Below are 16,712 nucleotides of genomic sequence, written 5' to 3' on the forward strand. Positions count from 1 at the left end.
TCTAAAAAGCAGTTTTTTCTATAGGCTTTTAGTGCGCCACGTATATGATCTTTTCGCGTTAGGTTTTCAAGAATCCATTCATTGTTTTCTTCAATAAAACAGAATCCAGAAGCCATTCCCAGCTTGTCATTCCCTTGAAAATGTTTGGCCAATTCTTCCAAGTAATTCTCTGGAAATATTAAATCGGCATCAAATTTACAAATCACATCATAATCTTCATCCAGCGTTTCATAGCCTTTATAAAACGCATGGATGATTTTGCTGCCTGGTAAATGTTTGTTAGAAGATATTGTGTTTACTAATGAAATCCAGTTGTATTTTGAAGTAAAACCTTCAACAAGTTGCTGAGTTTTATCGGTAGAATTATCATTCACAACAACCACCTGTTTTGGTAAAAGGGTTTGGGTTGCTAGAGATACCAAAGTTTGTTTAATATATATCTCTTCGTTGTGGGCTGGAATGATGATATAAAAATTCAAAAGTTATGATTTAAGGTTTAAAGTTACAGGAATTCAAATTTGGGAACTATAAACTTATTCTCAAAATGTGAAATTTTAAATGGAATAATTATTATTTGTTTATTCTTTCCGCATAGACAATATAATATCTTGGTGTAAACCAACGTAAAATGGGTCTGATGCCTACTTTTTTAGTTGGATTGGTCCATTTTTCACGCGCTATTATCTTCCAGCCAGCTTTTTCTAAAAGCCAATCAAACTGCCAATCTTCAAATTCATGGTAATGTCTGTCCCACATGTCCGTTTTACTTCTATAAGCAGGAGAAAACCATAAACGCAAGGGAATACTAGCGACTAATTTATCGGCTTTAATACTCTGTAATACGGTAAAAGGGGATAGTAAATGTTCGAATATTTCAAAAGCAGTTACGACTTCCGCTTTTGAATTTTCAATAGCTCGCGTATTCACATCCAAATCTTCACCAGTGGTATTTTCAACTGGATAACCAAGGTTTTTCATGATAGGCGTAAACGGATTTTCAACCCCTAAATCTAAAATACTAGAATTGGTTGAAATGTGCTTTTGAAGAAATTCAGCAGTATGTTTAAACCGTTTATTTGGATAACTTTTTTCGTACATTATTTGTCCTTCAAAAAGGGGAATATTATGTGTGAATTTAAATTGAAACCTCCGTTAATACTTGTAAACAATGGCATTAATGTTCATTCCGGCACCTACGCTGGCAAACATAATAATATCGCCTTGGTTAATAGTATGTCCTGTTAATTCATCTTTCAAAATTAAATCGAATAAAGTAGGAATGGTGGCCACACTAGAATTCCCAAGATTATTAATGGTCATGGGCATAATACCTTGTGGCATTTCCATATTATAGAGCTTATAAAACCGTTGAACTATAGCTTCATCCATTTTTTCATTGGCTTGATGAATGAGAATCTTCTTTAAATCTGTTATTTGATAACCACTTTTATCTAAACAGGCTTTCATGGCAGTTGGCACATTTTTTAAGGCAAATTCGTAAATTTTGCGGCCGTACATTTTAATATATCTACGTTGATCCGTAATGGCCGAATTATTAGTTTCTCCAAAATATATAAAATGAGCTTCATCTAGCGCATACGTGGCGCTTTCGTGCGCAATTATTCCGCCTGAACCATCCGTTTCCTCAACAATTACTGCTCCAGCACCATCGCTATAAATCATGGAATCGCGATCGTGTTTATCCACCACACGTGATAAGGCTTCGGCTCCTATAACCAAACATTTTTTTGCCATTCCTGCCCTGATAAAAGCATTGGCTTGAATGACACCTTCAATCCAACCAGGACAGCCAAAAAGTAAATCGTAAGCTACACACTTCGGGTTTTTTATTCCTAATAGGTGTTTGACTCGAGATCCTAAACTTGGCACTGTATCACTTTGTTCTGTGTTGTGCTTTACATCACCATAATTATGGCCAACAATAATATAATCTAGTTCTTCTGGATTTATTTGTGCGTCTTTAATAGCATCTTTCGCCGCATAAAAGGCCAAATCGGATGTGGTTAAATTTTTGTCTGCATAACGACGTTCATTAATTCCAGTTATTGCTTTAAACTTTTCAATGATAACTTCATTGTTCTGCATTAATGACGATCCGTCTGTGTTGAGAAATTCATGCCGATTGAAGTCCGAGTTACGTTCAATACTACTCGGTATATAACTACCAGTTCCTGTAATTTTTATTGCCATATTTTTGCATTCAATTTAGTTGGGCATGCACTAAATTAGTTAATAAATTATTGTTTTAACTACTCGCTATTGTATTTGTTCCATTTTTTACGAAAATGATAAAAAAATCGACAATAAACCTATATATAATAAAAAAAACAAGGCCTTCTTAACGGAAGGCCTTATTTTAATTTGTATGTTTTATGCGTCCATGTAATCTTCAATAGGTGCACATGTACAAATTAAATTACGATCACCATAAGCGTCATCAACACGTCTTACAGTTGGCCAAAATTTATTATCCCGCACATATTCTAATGGAAATGCAGCTTGTTCTCGTGTGTACGGCATAAGCCATTCATCAGCAGTTACCATATCTAAAGTATGAGGTGCATTTTTAAGCACATTATTGGTGTCATCTTTAGATGTTGCTTCAATTTCTTTTCTAATGGAAATCATAGCATCACAAAAACGATCCATTTCTGCTTTACTTTCACTTTCGGTTGGCTCAATCATTAACGTTCCAGCAACAGGGAATGAAACTGTTGGTGCATGGAACCCATAATCCATTAAACGTTTTGCAATATCTGATACTTCAATACCATTTTCTTTAAAGGCACGACAATCTACAATCATTTCATGAGCTGCTCTACCGCGTTCACCAGAATACAATGTGTCAAACTGACCTTGTAAACGTTGCTTGATGTAATTGGCATTTAAAATAGCAATTTTAGTAGCTTCCGTTAAACCTTTTGCTCCTAACATTTTTATATAACCGTAGGAAATTAAACAAACCAATGATGAGCCAAATGGCGCTCCAGAAATTGCTGAAATAGCATTAGTTCCTCCCGTTTTAATAATTGGGTTGCTTGGTAAAAATGGCGCTAATTGTTTAGCAACACAAATTGGTCCAACACCAGGTCCACCACCACCATGAGGTATAGCAAATGTTTTATGAAGGTTTAAGTGACAAACATCTGCACCAATATTTCCAGGATTTGTTAATCCTACTTGCGCATTCATATTGGCACCATCCATATAAACTTGACCACCATTATCATGAATAATTTTAGTGATTTCTTTAATAGCCGACTCATAAACACCGTGTGTTGATGGATAGGTTACCATGATACAGGATAAGTTGTCTTTGTGTAATTCCGCTTTTTCGCGTAAATCTTCTACATCAATATTTCCTTTTTCAGTAGATTTTGTTACCACTACTTTCATACCTGCCATAACAGCACTCGCCGGATTGGTTCCGTGAGCCGATGATGGGATTAAACAAATATTTCTATGATGATCACCACGAGATTCATGGTATGCTTTTATAACCATTAACCCAGCAAACTCACCTTGAGCACCCGAATTTGGCTGTAATGATGTTGCTGCGAAACCAGTGATTTCTGTAAGTTGATCTTCCAATTCTTTTAAAACTGTTAAATAACCTTCAGCCTGATCTGCTGGAACAAATGGGTGAATAGTTCCCCAATTTGGTGAACTTAATGGTAACATTTCAGCGGCTGCATTTAATTTCATGGTACAGGAGCCTAATGAAATCATCGAGTGATTTAGCGATAAATCCTTACGTTCTAATTTTTTGATGTAGCGCATTAATTCTGTTTCCGAATGGTGCGAATTAAAAATGTCATGCGTTAAAAATTCAGACGATCTTTGTAACGATTCCATCACCATATTGGTTTCAGAAAGCGCTTCAATTTTTATGGTTTCTTTATTAGCAACACCTGCAAAAATTGAAACGATTTGATTCGCATCTTTAAGTGTTGTTGTTTCATTTATTGATATTGTGACTGTATCGGCATCTGGATAATAAAAATTAACTCCTACTTTTTCAGCTGCTACTTTAATATTATTAGCGTTTGCTTTAACTTTAATCGTATCGAAATAGGCTGTGTTTAACTGGCTAAAGCCTAGTTTATCTAAAGCATTAGCAACAGAAACAGCAGTATTATGAACACGATTAGCAATAAACTCTAAACCTTTTGGTCCATGATAAACGGCATACATTCCAGCCATAACGGCTAAAAGTACTTGAGCTGTACAAATATTTGATGTTGCTTTATCACGTTTAATATGTTGCTCTCGTGTTTGTAATGCCATACGTAAAGCACGATTTCCATTCATATCTTTGGTTACACCAATAATACGGCCAGGAATATCACGCTTATACATTTCTTTTGTTGCAAAATAAGCTGCGTGAGGTCCACCATATCCCATAGGAACACCAAAACGTTGTGTGGTTCCAACAACCACATCAGCGCCAAATTTCCCTGGAGCCTCTAATTTTACTAAACTTAAAATATCCGCAGCAACGGCCACTTTAATATCCTTGTCATTTGCTTTCGCAATGAATGTTTTTATATCTGTAATTTGTCCGTCCTTACCTGGATATTGTAATAATGCACCATAGAATTCCGAAGAAAAATCAAATGTATCTTCACTTCCAACAACTAATTCAATACCAATAGGGTTAGAACGAGTTTCTAAAAGTGATAAGGTTTGTGGCAAAATATGTTCTGAAACAAAAAATTTATTCACATTTGCTTTTTTCTGATCGCGTGATCTAACAGCAAATAACAAGCCCATAGCTTCTGCTGCAGCCGTACTTTCGTCTAATAGCGAAGCGTTTGCTAATTCCATACCCGTTAAATCTGTAATCATGGTTTGGAAGTTTAAAAGCGCTTCCAACCTTCCTTGAGCAATTTCTGCTTGGTAAGGAGTGTATGCTGTATACCACCCTGGATTTTCCAGAATATTACGTTGAATAACCGCTGGCAAAATGGTTGGGTGGTAACCCAAGCCAATATAGGTTTTGTATGTTTTATTACGTTTAGATAATTCATGAATATGTGTCAAGTATTCTTGCTCACTCATGGCTTCATCAAGATTTAAGTCCTTTTTTAATCGGATATCATCTGGAACAGTCTCGTAAATTAGTTGATCTAAGGAGTCCACACCAATGGTTTGTAACATGCGATTTTGGTCTTCTTCTCTTGGACCAATGTGACGTTGTGCGAAAGCAGTTGTATTCATTAAAAGTTGTGTTGAATTTAGGCTGCAAATTTACGGAATTATTCACGTTTAAATGTTAATGAAAATGAAAGTTTTTAACCAATTGATTTTGTTATTAACACTTTGTGTATTTTTGTTTTATGCGTTTTGAAAAACACTTTTTCGATTTTTATATAAACAGCAGTATTCACGTGGCTTTATCTGCGTTTGCTTTAAGTTGGTTAACGCTAATAGAGTACCAAATTCCTTTTGATACCCACGTACTTTTATTTATATTTTTTGCAAGCATTGCCGGATATAATTTTGTGAAGTTTTTTGGCTTGGCAAAATTTCATCATCGAAGCTTATCCAGTTGGTTGAAAATAATTCAGATTTTCTCCTTTATATGTGTGCTAAACATGGCCTATTTTGCAGTGCAATTGCAAACTAAAACTCTATTTTATTTAGGCTTTTTTGCGCTGATTACATTTTTGTATGCCATTCCGTTTCTTCCGAAAAAGTTCTATCTAAATAAACAGCAAAATTTACGAAATGTTAGTGGGCTTAAAGTTTATGTTATAGCTGTAGTTTGGTCAGGCGTTACTGTGATTATTCCTTTAATTAATAATGATAGACTGCTAGATTCAACGGTGATTTGGGCTTTTGCGCAACGATTTTTATTTGTTTTAGCTATGATGCTTCCTTTTGAAATTCGTGATATGCAGTTTGACAGTATTAAATTGGCAACTATACCTCAAAAAATTGGCATTAAAAACACCAAGATTATGGGTGTTATTTTAGCGTGTTTATTTTTTGGAATGGAGTTTTTTATGCCAGAAAAAGCACTGGGTAAATTAATTATTCAGTTCGGAATTACTGGTTTAGTAATTTTAAGTATACTCTTTTCTAGAAAGAATCAAGGAAAATATTACAGTGGGTTTTGGGTAGAAAGTATCCCTATATTGTGGTTAGTACTAACGCTTTTGTTTGGATAATTCTTCATTAAACTGCGCTTTTATTTGTTCGCGTTCAATGGTTTTTAAACAATGGACTTTTGAGCTTTTTACAGATTCAGAAAGTTTTGTATTTCGTTTAACGTAGGACCGTGTTATTTTGCACATAAAGTAACGTAACGTCAATTTGAATTTCTCCCAACCTGTCGCTTCATTGTATTGCGCCTTGTCACAAATATGTTGTGCCTCATCGCAGGTAATAAATAAAAAACTTTTTTTCATGCTGCTAATTATACCAAGTGTTTTCCATGCATTCTGCCATAGCTGTTCGTGCTCTATGTACAATAACCCATAGGTTAGACGGTGTAATATTTAGTTCATTACAAATGGTTTCTGTTTCGAGTCCTTCAATTGTTTTCATTTTAAAAACAGTAGCTTGTTTTTCAGGTAGCTTTTCTAGACAACTATAAATGGCATCGCCCAATTCATCATTTTCTAGCGTGTCTTCGGCTGTTTTATCAAACGGATCTGCAACGCGTTCCTCTAACCAATCACCTTCTTCTTCATTACTATTATAAGACATGCGAACTTCTGCTTGTCCTTTTTTAGAATTTATTTTCCGATAGTGATCAATAATTTTCCGTTTCAAAATAGAGATAAGCCACGTACGCTCGCTAGCTTCACCTTTAAAATTTTTCATGGATTTTAAGCCTGCAAAAAATGTGTCTTGTACCAAATCCTTGGAAATTTCACGATCACTAACACGTGATATGGTAAAATTAAACAAGTAATCCGAATAACGATCAATCCATTGATCTGGATTTATTAGGTGTTTAGGCATAAAAGTCTTTCAGCAATTTTTATCAAAAATAGGGTAAAATTTCTATTTCTCAATTAATCCAGCGCGTTTTAGTAAAGCATCAGGTTGTGGTTCTTTGCCACGAAAGCGTTTGTATAAAACCATAGGGTCATCTGTTCCGCCTTGAGATAAGACGTTATCTTTAAATTTTTTAGCGACGTCTACATTAAAAATACCTTGCTCTTGGAAATATTCAAATGCATCGGCATCTAAAACTTCAGCCCATTTATAACTGTAATATCCTGAGCTGTAACCACCTTGAAAAATATGAGAGAATGACGTGCTCATACAATTTTCTGCGACATCTGGATAAAGTTTGGTGTTTTTAAATGCTTGCAGTTCTTGCGCTTTTACGTTAGTTATAGTCGTTGGATCTTGACCATGCCAGCTCATATCTAACAAACCAAAACTAATTTGACGCATGGTTTGCATGCCTTCATGGAACGTGGAAGATGCTTTAATTTTCTGAATTAAATCCATTGGAATTACTTCGCCAGTTTCATAATGTGTCGCAAAAATTTCAAGTGCCTCTTGCTCATAACACCAGTTTTCTAGTACTTGACTTGGTAGTTCTACAAAATCCCAAAATACACTTGTGCCAGATAAACTTGGATAGGTTGTATTGGCAAGCATGCCGTGAAGTGCGTGCCCAAACTCGTGAAATAACGTCGTAACTTCGTTGAACGTTAATAACGATGGTTTTGTTTTTGTTGGTTTGGTGAAATTGCAAACATTTGAAATATGTGGACGGCTATTTTCACCGTTTTTTATGTATTGCGGTTTATAAACCGTCATCCAAGCACCATTTCTTTTTCCTGGTCTTGGAAAAAAGTCAGCATAAAAAATGGATACTAAATTGCCTTTTGTATCGGTTACTTTATAAGTAAGAACATCTTCATGATATTTGTCAATGTTATTAATTTCTTCAAACTGCAAGCCAAACAATTTTTTAGCAATGGTAAAAGCACCATTAATGACATTCTCTAACTTGAAATACGGTTTTAATTTTTCATCATCTAAATCAAATAACTTCTGTTTCAGTTTTTCACCATAATAGGCACCATCCCATTTTTGAAGTTGATCAATACCATCTAAATCTTTAGCAAATTTCTCTAGATTTTTAAATTCATTTTCAGCTGCTGGTTTCGCCTTTTCCAGAAGTTCATTTAAAAATGTTTCAACTGTTTGTGGATTTTTAGCCATACGTTCTTCCAACACAAAGTGTGCATGCGTTTTGTAACCTAATAAGTTAGCGCGCTTAAAACGAAGCTTAGCTATCTGCAATACGTTTTCTTGGTTATCATATTTGTTATTTTGAAATGCTTTAGCTCCAGAAGCAATAGCCAGTTTTTTACGGAGTTCCCGATTGTCAGCATAGGTCATAAACGGAATGTAACTTGGGTAATCTAAAGTAATTAACCAACCGTCTTTATTTTTGCTTTCGGCTAAATTACTTGCAGCTTCTTTAGCGCCTTCTGGCAAACCGGCTAAATCTTCTTCGTTAGTAATATGTAACTCAAAATTATTGGTTTCGGCTAAAACGTTCTCGCCAAAGGTTAATTTTAGTTTGCTTAGATTTTTGTCAATATCACGAAGTTCTTGCTTTTTATCTTCTGGAAGATTCGCCCCATTTCTGGAAAATCCTTTATATTTTTTATCGAGTAAGGTTTCTTGCTCTTTGCTTAATTGAAGTGTGTCTTTGGAATTATAAACAGTTTTAACCCGTTCAAATAAAGCTTGATTTAAGGTAATATCGTTACTGAATTCTGATAATAATGGCGAAACGTCTTGGGCTATTTTTTGAATAGTGTCATTTGTTTCAGCCGAATTCATATTAAAAAATATACTCGATAGGCGATCCAATTCTTCACCTGAAAAATCTAAAGCTTCTATCGTGTTTTCAAACGAAGGCGCTTCAGAATTTTTAGTAATTGCATCAATTTCAGTTCTGGCTTTATCAATGGCTATTTTAAAAGCCGGTAAATAATCTGCATCCGAAATTTTTGAAAATGGAGCTGAATTATAAGGTGTGTCGAATGGTTTATTAAGTATACTCATGACTATTTTTTCAATTTATTTTTCTTTAAAATCTTTTAGGCTTAAAATGTTGTTATTAAGATGTTTGCTTCTGTGTTTTCAACAGGAAACATGATTCCGCCTTATTAGATGATAAAGGTTAGTAATTTATTTAATTTCATTTGTTAAAAAACATTTAAATCATTGTGATACTTTTCCTACCAAGTCAGTAATAACGGGATTATTAACTAAAATTTAAGACAATAAGGTGGTTGTAATTTACTTTTATGCAGTACTTTTGTACCAGATTTTTTCATGAGAGTTTCATGCTCACTTAAAAATTATTGATTAATAGCGTTAAACCTCGGCTTCTGGCCGAGGTTTATTTGTTTTAAGACTTTTTTAAATCTTTAGCAGATTCAATAACTTTTGCTTTTAATCCTTCTTTGTAGGTCACTATTTTATTTAAAATATCAGGATCTGAACTTCCTAAAATCTGAGCTGCTAAAATACCTGCATTTTTGGCGCCATTTAATGCAACTGTTGCTACCGGAACACCACCTGGCATTTGCAAAATAGATAATACGGAATCCCAACCATCAATAGAATTACTGCTTTTTACAGGAACGCCAATAATTGGTAAAGGCGACAATGAGGCCACCATGCCTGGTAAATGCGCAGCACCTCCAGCGCCTGCAATAATAACTTTTATACCACGTGTATGTGCATGTTTACTGTAATCGAAAAGCTTTTCAGGTGTTCGGTGCGCTGAAACAATATCAACTTCAATAGATATTCCAAATTCCGTTAAAATATCAATAGCGTCTTGCATAACTGGCAAATCACTCTTGCTTCCCATTATAATTCCTACTTTGCTCATACTTTATATATTAATATCTGTTTTTTATTTACTAATAACCTGAATCGTTTTCTTGACGTCTTCTGCAATTTTTCGTGCTTCGGAAATAGAGTCACTCACAATGGTTACATGTCCCATTTTTCTGAAAGGACGTGTTTGTTTTTTACCGTATATATGTGGTGTAACGCCATCCATTGCCATAATGGTCTCCATATTTTTATAAACAACATTTCCCGTATGATCTTCAGCTCCAACTAAATTTACCATAACACCAGCAACTTTGTTTTCTGTTTTACCTAAAGGTAAGTTTAAAATGGCACGAAGGTGTTGCTCAAATTGCGATGTATAACTAGCTTCAATAGTCTGATGTCCCGAATTATGTGGTCTTGGAGCCACTTCATTAACGAGAATTTTGTCATCTTGAGTTTGGAACATTTCAACTGCCAGAAGGCCGACATGGTTAAAGGCTTTTGAAACTTTTAAGGCAATATCGGTTGCTTTTTTTGCCACTTCCTCATCAATTCGGGCAGGACAAATTACATACTCTACTTGATTGGCTTCTGGGTGAAATTCCATTTCTACAACGGGATACGTTGCCACATCACCATTAGGATTTCTGGCTACAATAACCGCTAATTCATTTTTAAATGGAATCATGGTTTCTGCAATACATTCCACGTTGGGAAGCCCAATTAAATCCTCTACCTTTCGCACAACTTTTACGCCGTTTCCGTCGTATCCAAATTGGGCACATTTCCAAACAAAAGGCAGTTTTAAAACTTCGTTTTCAAGTGCATCTTCAATTTGACTGGTGTATGCAAAGCGTGAAAATTCGGCTGTTGGAATACTATGATCTAGATAAAATAATTTTTGCGTGGCTTTATTTTGAATAATACGTAAGGTCTTGGATGATGGATATACTTTCACACCTTTTTTTTCTAAATCTTCAAGCGCATCGGTGTTTACGTTTTCAATTTCAAAGGTAACGACGTCTAAATCTTTTCCGAAGTTATAAACGGCATCATAATCCATTAAATTGCCTAAATGAAATTCGTTACAGGCAATTTTGCAAGGTGCTTCTGGGCTTGCGTCCATGACACTGGTGTAAATGTCAAATTTTCGGGTATCATTTAGAAGCATTTTACCTAATTGGCCACCACCTAAAATGCCTAATTTAAAGTTGGAAGAAAAGTAATTCATGGTCTTTTTACATTTAAGCCTATTGGCGACTGGTAAATAATTACCCAACAAAAATACAAATCCTTGGTTTCCCAAAAAACTTATTTCCCAACTATATATATCAGAATTCGCAAAACGTTAATCAAATGATTATCTTTGCATTTCTAAAATTAAGAACAAGTGATAAAGCTCCACGATTTATATTTTAAGCCGTTTATTTCTGAAAAAGAGATTGCAGCCACTGTAGAACGCATGGTTCATGAAATTGCTGATGAATTAGGTGATGAAATCCCTGTGTTTATTGGTATCTTGAATGGCTCGTTCATGTTTGTAAGTGATTTTGTAAAAAAATATCCAAAGCCTTGCGAGGTTACTTTTATAAAATTAGCATCTTATGAAGGCGTAAAGTCTACAGAAGATATTCAGCGCCTTATAGGTTTAACACAAGATTTAACGGGACGCACTGTTGTTATTTTAGAGGATATTATCGATTCTGGAAATACGCTAACCGAAGTTCATAGAATTTTCGAAAATGAAAACGTGAAGAAACTCATTATAGCTACCTTATTTTATAAACCAGAAGCGTATAAAAAAGATTATAAATTACACTATGTAGGTATGGAAATTCCTAATAAATTTATAGTTGGCTACGGTTTAGACTATGATGGATTAGGACGTGATTTACCTGAAATATATCAACTAAAAACAACACAACATATGACCAATATTGTACTATTTGGACCTCCTGGAGCAGGAAAAGGAACACAAGCAGAATACTTAAAAGAAAAATATAATTTAGTGCATATTTCCACTGGTGATGTGTTCCGATTTAACATTAAAAACGAAACAGCTTTGGGTATGTTAGCTAAATCGTTTATGGATAAAGGTGAGTTGGTACCAGATGAAGTAACTATAGATATGTTGAATGCCGAAGTTGAAAAAAATGCCGATGCTAAAGGTTTTATTTTTGATGGGTTTCCACGAACCAATGCACAGGCAGATGCTTTAGATAAATTTATGGATGAAAAGGATTCACAAATTGATGCCATGATTGCGTTGGAAGTAGATGATGAAGTTTTAGTAAAACGTTTATTAGAACGTGGAAAAACAAGTGGTAGACCAGATGATGCTGATGAAACTATTATTAGAAATCGAATTAAAGAATATTACAAAAAAACAGCCATATTAAAAAATTATTATTCAGCTCAAAACAAGTATTTTGGAGTAGATGGTGTGGGAAGTATTCAAGATATAACAGTTCGGTTAAGTCAGGTAATTGACAAACTATAATTGGTTTTTTGGAACTTTATTAGCGTTTTAAAAAATGATTAATTTTAAGTTCGAAAACTGAAATAAAACAAGTGTCCCGTTTTGGGAAAAAGATTTAACGAATAATTTGATAATGATTGGTGCAAATTGATGCCTAGGATCATCAAATTTAAGTTTACAAATTAATAGATAATTATGACTGAAGGAAATTTCGTGGATTACGTAAAATTATATGTGTCTTCCGGAAATGGTGGAAAAGGTTCTGCGCATTTACATAGAGAAAAGTATATTGAAAAAGGCGGTCCCGATGGTGGAGATGGTGGTCGTGGTGGTCATGTAATTATTCGTGGAAATCAGAATCTTTGGACATTATATATCTATAAATTCAAAAGACATTTTAAGGCCGAGCATGGTATGCATGGTAGCAAGAGTAGAAGCACAGGAGCCGATGGTTCTGATGTTTATATGGATGTGCCATTAGGAACTGTTGTTCGCGATAAAGAAACAAACGAAGTTCTTTTTGAAATTACCGATCATGGTGAAGAACGTATAATTGCTAAAGGTGGTATGGGTGGCCGTGGAAACTGGCATTTTAAAACTTCTACAAACCAAACACCACGTTATGCACAACCGGGAATTCCTGGTGAAGAAATTGAAATTGTTTTAGAACTAAAAGTTCTTGCAGATGTTGGGTTAGTTGGTTTTCCTAATGCTGGAAAATCCACATTATTATCGGTTGTTACGGCTGCAAAACCTAAAATTGCGGATTATGAGTTTACAACTCTAAAACCCAATTTAGGAATCGTGGAGTATCGCGACCACCAATCATTTGTTATTGCAGACATTCCTGGAATTATTGAAGGCGCGGCAGAAGGTCGTGGCCTTGGTCATTATTTTCTTCGTCATATTGAACGTAATTCCGTGTTGCTATTTTTAATTCCTGCTGATGCGGATGATATTAGAAAACAATATGATATTCTATTAGATGAATTGAGACGATATAATCCTGAAATTTTAGATAAAGAACGCATTGTTGCCATTTCAAAAAGTGACATGTTGGATGATGAGCTTAAAGCAGAATTAAAAGAAATTTTGGATGGTGAACTTCCAGTAGATTATTTATTTATTTCTTCTGTGGCGCAACAAGGACTTCAGGAACTGAAAGATAAATTGTGGAAATCGTTGAATGATTAAATTTGAATGAAACAACGTTTAAAAAACATAATTGAAATTCATGATAATCGGGCAAGCAAGATTTTTGCAATTGCTATTCAAGTATTAATTTTAATTTCAGTTGTCACTTTTACGTTAGAAACGGATCCGGATTTAGAACCAAATACGCGAACAATTCTTCGTGTCATTGAAGCGTTTAGCGTTATAATTTTTACCTTTGAATATATTTTGAGAATTTATGTTGCCGATCACAAGCGTAAATTCATTTTTAGCTTTTTTGGCATCATAGATTTGCTGGCCATTTTACCATTCTACTTATCGTTTGGAATTGATTTACGTTCACTTCGTGCGTTACGTTTTTTAAGACTTTTTAGAATTTTGAAATTAGTTCGCTATAATAGAGCCATGAATCATTTTACTACGGCTATTAAATCTGCAAAAGAAGAAATTCTCCTATTTCTATTTATTACATTAATTTTAATTTATTTCGCAGCTGTTGGTATCTACTATTTTGAAAATGCAGCTCAACCTGAACACTTCTCTTCCATATTTGATAGTTTATGGTGGGCAATAGTAACCCTAACTACAGTAGGATATGGCGATGTATACCCAATAACAGTAGGCGGAAAGGTGTTTACGTTCTTTATTTTGCTTATCGGTTTAGGGATTGTTGCGATTCCAACAGGTATCATCTCATCAGCTTTAACAAAATCTGTTGATAAAAACGCAGAATAATTTTCGTATATTTAAAATAAAAAATGAAAAGATTTCAAGCCCTAATTCTTGCCTTTTTGCTAACGTCTTGTGGTGTTACTGTAAGTTACGATTACGACAAAGGAACAGACTTTACCCAATACAAAACCTACCATTATTTTGATAATATGCAAACGGGTTTCAGTCAGTTAGATTCCAAACGTTTTTTTACGGAGTTAGATGCGGAACTTCAAAGCAAAGGATTTATATTATCAGAAACTCCGGATTTTATTATTGATGTAAAGAGTGTAACATATCAAAATCAGCAATCCAGTTCCGTTGGAATGGGAGTTGGTAGTGGTGGTGGCGGTGTATCTGTCGGTATTCCAATTGGTCAAGGTTCTGTTTCCAGACAAATTATTTTAGACTTTGTTGATGGTGAAACACAACAGCTATTTTGGCAAGGTGTTAGTCAGGAACCGGCTGCTCCGGAAAATTCACCAGAAGCACGAACCGCTCAATTTAAAACAGTGGTATTAAAACTATTAGAAAAGTATCCTCCTAAAAAATAAGCTTACTTTTTAATAATTTTTTTACGCGCTAACAATACAGAATCACTGTAAATGTTAGCAATATAAAGTCCTGCCGCTTGTTGATTTAAATTTATAGTATTTGTTATGCCAGATTCTAAACGGGTTGATAAAACCTGTTTACCATCCATACTCGTTAATTCTAAACGTACATTTGAGGAATTAAAACTGTCAAACTTCACATAAAAAGCATTGTTTGTTGGATTGGGATATAGGGAGATGGAAAATTGATTTTCTTCTGCTGTAATATCAGTAATACCTAATGTGGTATTGTCAATACTCCACGTAACAGTAGTAACATGAATGGTTTCATGACTGTCAATACGTTGCAAACTGGTGTTGTCTGTAATTGCAACAGACAGACTATTTAAACCATTATTAACATCGGCTTCCAATATGGAAATCATATCAACATCCGTTGAATGCGTGGTGCCATTTAAGGTCCAAATTGTTTCCAACGTATTCGTACTTGGGTTAATAAGTGATACATTAAAAGAAACCGGAAACGTTGAGGTTTCAATGGATAAATTAGTAGGAGAAAAGCTATCAACAGGTGACACTAAATCATGAATTTTTTCAATAATCCCTTCTTTACAAACCGCACAAAACGGATAGCCTAAATAACGCATTTTACAGGTTTGATGAGGTCTATACCAGGAAGCACAAGATCCAGTTGTACAATATTGATAAATATCAACCCCATTGGATCCAATCCAATTGGTCCATTTTACAAGACTTGGGTCCGTTTCTTGGGTCATATTAATACCTTCTTCAGCGTAATAATCGCCAGGATAATACTCATCTTTTAAATCTACTAATGAATGTCCAATTTCATGAATTGCAATTTCATTGGCGCTCGTTCCTGTGGAAGTTACTGGGAATTCGCCACCACTACCACCATAATACGGCGAGTTTACTAAAATAAGGGCCTGATCATATTCGGGGAAATTATCAGCCAAAACAGAGATGATTAAACTATAATTTGGTGCGTATAGCAAACGATGTGAACCAAAACCATCGTAGGTGCTTCCAAAATAATTGTCTACCGTGGAAACTGGCACGTTATAACTGCCTTCATCGGTAGCCGTTCCAGGATGATTTGCACCACTTTCGTTGGAAATAACCTTGATAATATGCACATTAAAATAATCGGAATATTCTGAAAAAGGAGATTGACCAAAAATAGCACTCACAAAATTTGCAGCGTCAGTTTCAAAATCTGTCAATTCACTTGCCGTGTAACCATCACCAAGAATAACCATATTGATGCGTTTGTCATTATCGCCAGCATTTTTAATGGTTTCTACATCAAAAGTCTGTGCGAAAGCGCTCGTTACAAAAAGAAGTAATAATAGTGGAAGTAGTTGTTTTGTCATAATAATTATAGCTTGGTTATTATGTAATTGGTGGTGTCCGAATTGGTTATAACATACATCCGAGCATATTTAGCGGTTTCATGGTAAGGCATTCTGAAAGCAAAATCGGTACTTTCCAATGCAATAAGGCGTTTTTCTAAATCACCAGAGTCATTTACAAATTCAACCACTTTTTCAAGCGGATTTTCTATATAAAGTGTTTCAATCACCTTTAATTCTTTATCCAATAAATTGCAGGTTAAATTCCCCGTTTTCATGAGTTCCTTTTTTTTATGAAATCCTTTAATGCGTCCTTTCGCTAATACCGCTTTTAAATGACTTATTGTTGGTGTTGCATCTGTTGATTTTTTAATATGATAGGTTAAAAAAATCATGCTGTCCGCTACTTTTTTAATGTCTTGCTTTGCGGAACTATTCTGTGCGAACACAGTTGTTCCAAAAGTAAAAACGGATAGCAATATGAGAAGCGTATGTTTCATAAATAAATACGGATTGTATTAATTTGTAAAGTTAGGGAATTAGTAATTAAGTTATTAGCTTATTTGT

Annotated in this window: 16 protein-coding genes; 5 read left to right on the plus strand and 11 right to left on the minus strand. The window is 34.7% G+C overall.

Going from position 1 to position 16,712, the window contains the following annotated elements:
* The 4 genes from ACN0QX_RS10450 to gcvP all read right to left on the minus strand — a co-directional run.
* Positions 1–479, minus strand: a 479-nt coding sequence (locus tag ACN0QX_RS10450; protein ID WP_417196866.1) for a glycosyltransferase, incomplete at its 3' end; no start/stop codon positions are given.
* 91 nt (positions 480–570) lie between these two features.
* Positions 571–1,098, minus strand: coding sequence for a methyltransferase (locus ACN0QX_RS10455; protein ID WP_248395495.1), 528 nt, complete (start codon positions 1,096–1,098; stop codon positions 571–573).
* 54 nt (positions 1,099–1,152) lie between these two features.
* Positions 1,153–2,211, minus strand: a complete 1,059-nt coding sequence (locus tag ACN0QX_RS10460; RefSeq protein WP_417196868.1) for a 3-oxoacyl-ACP synthase III family protein — start codon at positions 2,209–2,211, stop codon at positions 1,153–1,155.
* Positions 2,212–2,391: 180 nt separating this feature from the next.
* A complete protein-coding gene (gene gcvP, locus ACN0QX_RS10465; RefSeq protein WP_417196870.1) occupies positions 2,392–5,241 on the minus strand; it encodes an aminomethyl-transferring glycine dehydrogenase in 2,850 nt (949 codons plus the stop codon).
* Between the two features lie 119 nt (positions 5,242–5,360).
* Here gcvP and ACN0QX_RS10470 point away from each other — a divergent pair, with 119 nt between their 5' ends.
* Positions 5,361–6,194 carry a hypothetical protein gene (locus tag ACN0QX_RS10470; RefSeq protein WP_417196872.1) on the plus strand — a complete coding sequence of 278 codons (834 nt, stop codon included), beginning with the start codon at positions 5,361–5,363 and terminating at the stop codon, positions 6,192–6,194.
* Here the strand turns inward: ACN0QX_RS10470 and ACN0QX_RS10475 are convergent.
* The 5 genes from ACN0QX_RS10475 to ACN0QX_RS10495 form a co-directional block, all read right to left on the minus strand.
* Positions 6,174–6,434: a hypothetical protein gene (locus ACN0QX_RS10475; RefSeq protein WP_376861765.1), complete on the minus strand. Its 261-nt coding sequence runs from the start codon at positions 6,432–6,434 to the stop codon at positions 6,174–6,176. The two genes, ACN0QX_RS10470 and ACN0QX_RS10475, sit on opposite strands and share 21 nt — an antisense overlap.
* Positions 6,435–6,438: 4 nt before the next feature.
* On the minus strand, positions 6,439–6,993 hold the full coding sequence (locus tag ACN0QX_RS10480) for a sigma-70 family RNA polymerase sigma factor (RefSeq protein ID WP_248395485.1): 555 nt from the start codon (positions 6,991–6,993) through the stop codon (positions 6,439–6,441).
* 42 nt (positions 6,994–7,035) lie between these two features.
* Complete coding sequence (locus ACN0QX_RS10485) at positions 7,036–9,069, minus strand: M3 family metallopeptidase (protein WP_417196874.1); 2,034 nt, start codon at positions 9,067–9,069, stop codon at positions 7,036–7,038.
* A 349-nt stretch (positions 9,070–9,418) separates the two neighbouring features.
* The gene (purE, locus tag ACN0QX_RS10490) at positions 9,419–9,907 is read right to left on the minus strand and encodes a 5-(carboxyamino)imidazole ribonucleotide mutase (protein WP_248395481.1); all 489 of its coding nucleotides are present in this window, start codon (positions 9,905–9,907) and stop codon (positions 9,419–9,421) included.
* Positions 9,908–9,931: 24 nt separating this feature from the next.
* A complete protein-coding gene (locus tag ACN0QX_RS10495) occupies positions 9,932–11,086 on the minus strand; it encodes a 5-(carboxyamino)imidazole ribonucleotide synthase (protein WP_248395478.1) in 1,155 nt (384 codons plus the stop codon).
* Positions 11,087–11,245: 159 nt separating this feature from the next.
* On the opposite strand from ACN0QX_RS10495, the gene ACN0QX_RS10500 reads away from it, so the two are divergent.
* The 4 genes from ACN0QX_RS10500 to ACN0QX_RS10515 all read left to right on the plus strand — a co-directional run bounded on the left by ACN0QX_RS10500 (position 11,246) and on the right by ACN0QX_RS10515 (position 14,772).
* On the plus strand, positions 11,246–12,355 hold the full coding sequence (locus ACN0QX_RS10500) for an adenylate kinase (protein WP_248395476.1): 1,110 nt from the start codon (positions 11,246–11,248) through the stop codon (positions 12,353–12,355).
* Positions 12,356–12,529: 174 nt separating this feature from the next.
* Entirely contained in the window at positions 12,530–13,528 is a 999-nt protein-coding gene (gene obgE, locus ACN0QX_RS10505) for a GTPase ObgE (RefSeq protein ID WP_248395474.1), read from the plus strand.
* A gap of 6 nt (positions 13,529–13,534) precedes the next feature.
* Positions 13,535–14,242 (plus strand): ion transporter, encoded by a 708-nt coding sequence (locus tag ACN0QX_RS10510; protein WP_417196878.1) that lies wholly within the window; start codon positions 13,535–13,537, stop codon positions 14,240–14,242.
* A 23-nt stretch (positions 14,243–14,265) separates the two neighbouring features.
* Positions 14,266–14,772 carry a DUF4136 domain-containing protein gene (locus tag ACN0QX_RS10515; RefSeq protein ID WP_248395469.1) on the plus strand — a complete coding sequence of 169 codons (507 nt, stop codon included), beginning with the start codon at positions 14,266–14,268 and terminating at the stop codon, positions 14,770–14,772.
* A gap of 2 nt (positions 14,773–14,774) precedes the next feature.
* On the opposite strand, the gene ACN0QX_RS10520 is transcribed toward ACN0QX_RS10515, so the two are convergent.
* The gene (locus ACN0QX_RS10520) at positions 14,775–16,166 is read right to left on the minus strand and encodes a M64 family metallopeptidase (RefSeq protein WP_417196880.1); all 1,392 of its coding nucleotides are present in this window, start codon (positions 16,164–16,166) and stop codon (positions 14,775–14,777) included.
* A gap of 5 nt (positions 16,167–16,171) precedes the next feature.
* The gene (locus ACN0QX_RS10525; RefSeq protein ID WP_417196882.1) at positions 16,172–16,645 is read right to left on the minus strand and encodes a hypothetical protein; all 474 of its coding nucleotides are present in this window, start codon (positions 16,643–16,645) and stop codon (positions 16,172–16,174) included.
* Positions 16,646–16,712: the final 67 nt, after the last annotated feature.

Source organism: Bizionia sp. (assembly GCF_048259285.1).
GTDB classification, from domain to species: Bacteria; Bacteroidota; Bacteroidia; order Flavobacteriales; family Flavobacteriaceae; genus Algorimicrobium; species Algorimicrobium hallyeonense.

Bases quoted from the DNA above. Each gene is read 5' to 3' on its own strand.
- ACN0QX_RS10455 (WP_248395495.1), bottom strand. From the start codon at position 1,098: ATGTACGAAAAAAGTTATCCAAATAAACGGTTTAAACATACTGCTGAA.
- ACN0QX_RS10460 (WP_417196868.1), bottom strand. From the start codon at position 2,211: ATGGCAATAAAAATTACAGGAACTGGTAGTTATATACCGAGTAGTATT.
- gcvP (WP_417196870.1), bottom strand. From the start codon at position 5,241: ATGAATACAACTGCTTTCGCACAACGTCACATTGGTCCAAGAGAAGAA.
- ACN0QX_RS10470 (WP_417196872.1), top strand. From the start codon at position 5,361: ATGCGTTTTGAAAAACACTTTTTCGATTTTTATATAAACAGCAGTATT.
- ACN0QX_RS10475 (WP_376861765.1), bottom strand. From the start codon at position 6,434: ATGAAAAAAAGTTTTTTATTTATTACCTGCGATGAGGCACAACATATT.
- ACN0QX_RS10480 (WP_248395485.1), bottom strand. From the start codon at position 6,993: ATGCCTAAACACCTAATAAATCCAGATCAATGGATTGATCGTTATTCG.
- ACN0QX_RS10485 (WP_417196874.1), bottom strand. From the start codon at position 9,069: ATGAGTATACTTAATAAACCATTCGACACACCTTATAATTCAGCTCCA.
- purE (WP_248395481.1), bottom strand. From the start codon at position 9,907: ATGAGCAAAGTAGGAATTATAATGGGAAGCAAGAGTGATTTGCCAGTT.
- ACN0QX_RS10495 (WP_248395478.1), bottom strand. From the start codon at position 11,086: ATGAATTACTTTTCTTCCAACTTTAAATTAGGCATTTTAGGTGGTGGC.
- obgE (WP_248395474.1), top strand. From the start codon at position 12,530: ATGACTGAAGGAAATTTCGTGGATTACGTAAAATTATATGTGTCTTCC.
- ACN0QX_RS10510 (WP_417196878.1), top strand. From the start codon at position 13,535: ATGAAACAACGTTTAAAAAACATAATTGAAATTCATGATAATCGGGCA.
- ACN0QX_RS10515 (WP_248395469.1), top strand. From the start codon at position 14,266: ATGAAAAGATTTCAAGCCCTAATTCTTGCCTTTTTGCTAACGTCTTGT.
- ACN0QX_RS10520 (WP_417196880.1), bottom strand. From the start codon at position 16,166: ATGACAAAACAACTACTTCCACTATTATTACTTCTTTTTGTAACGAGC.
- ACN0QX_RS10525 (WP_417196882.1), bottom strand. From the start codon at position 16,645: ATGAAACATACGCTTCTCATATTGCTATCCGTTTTTACTTTTGGAACA.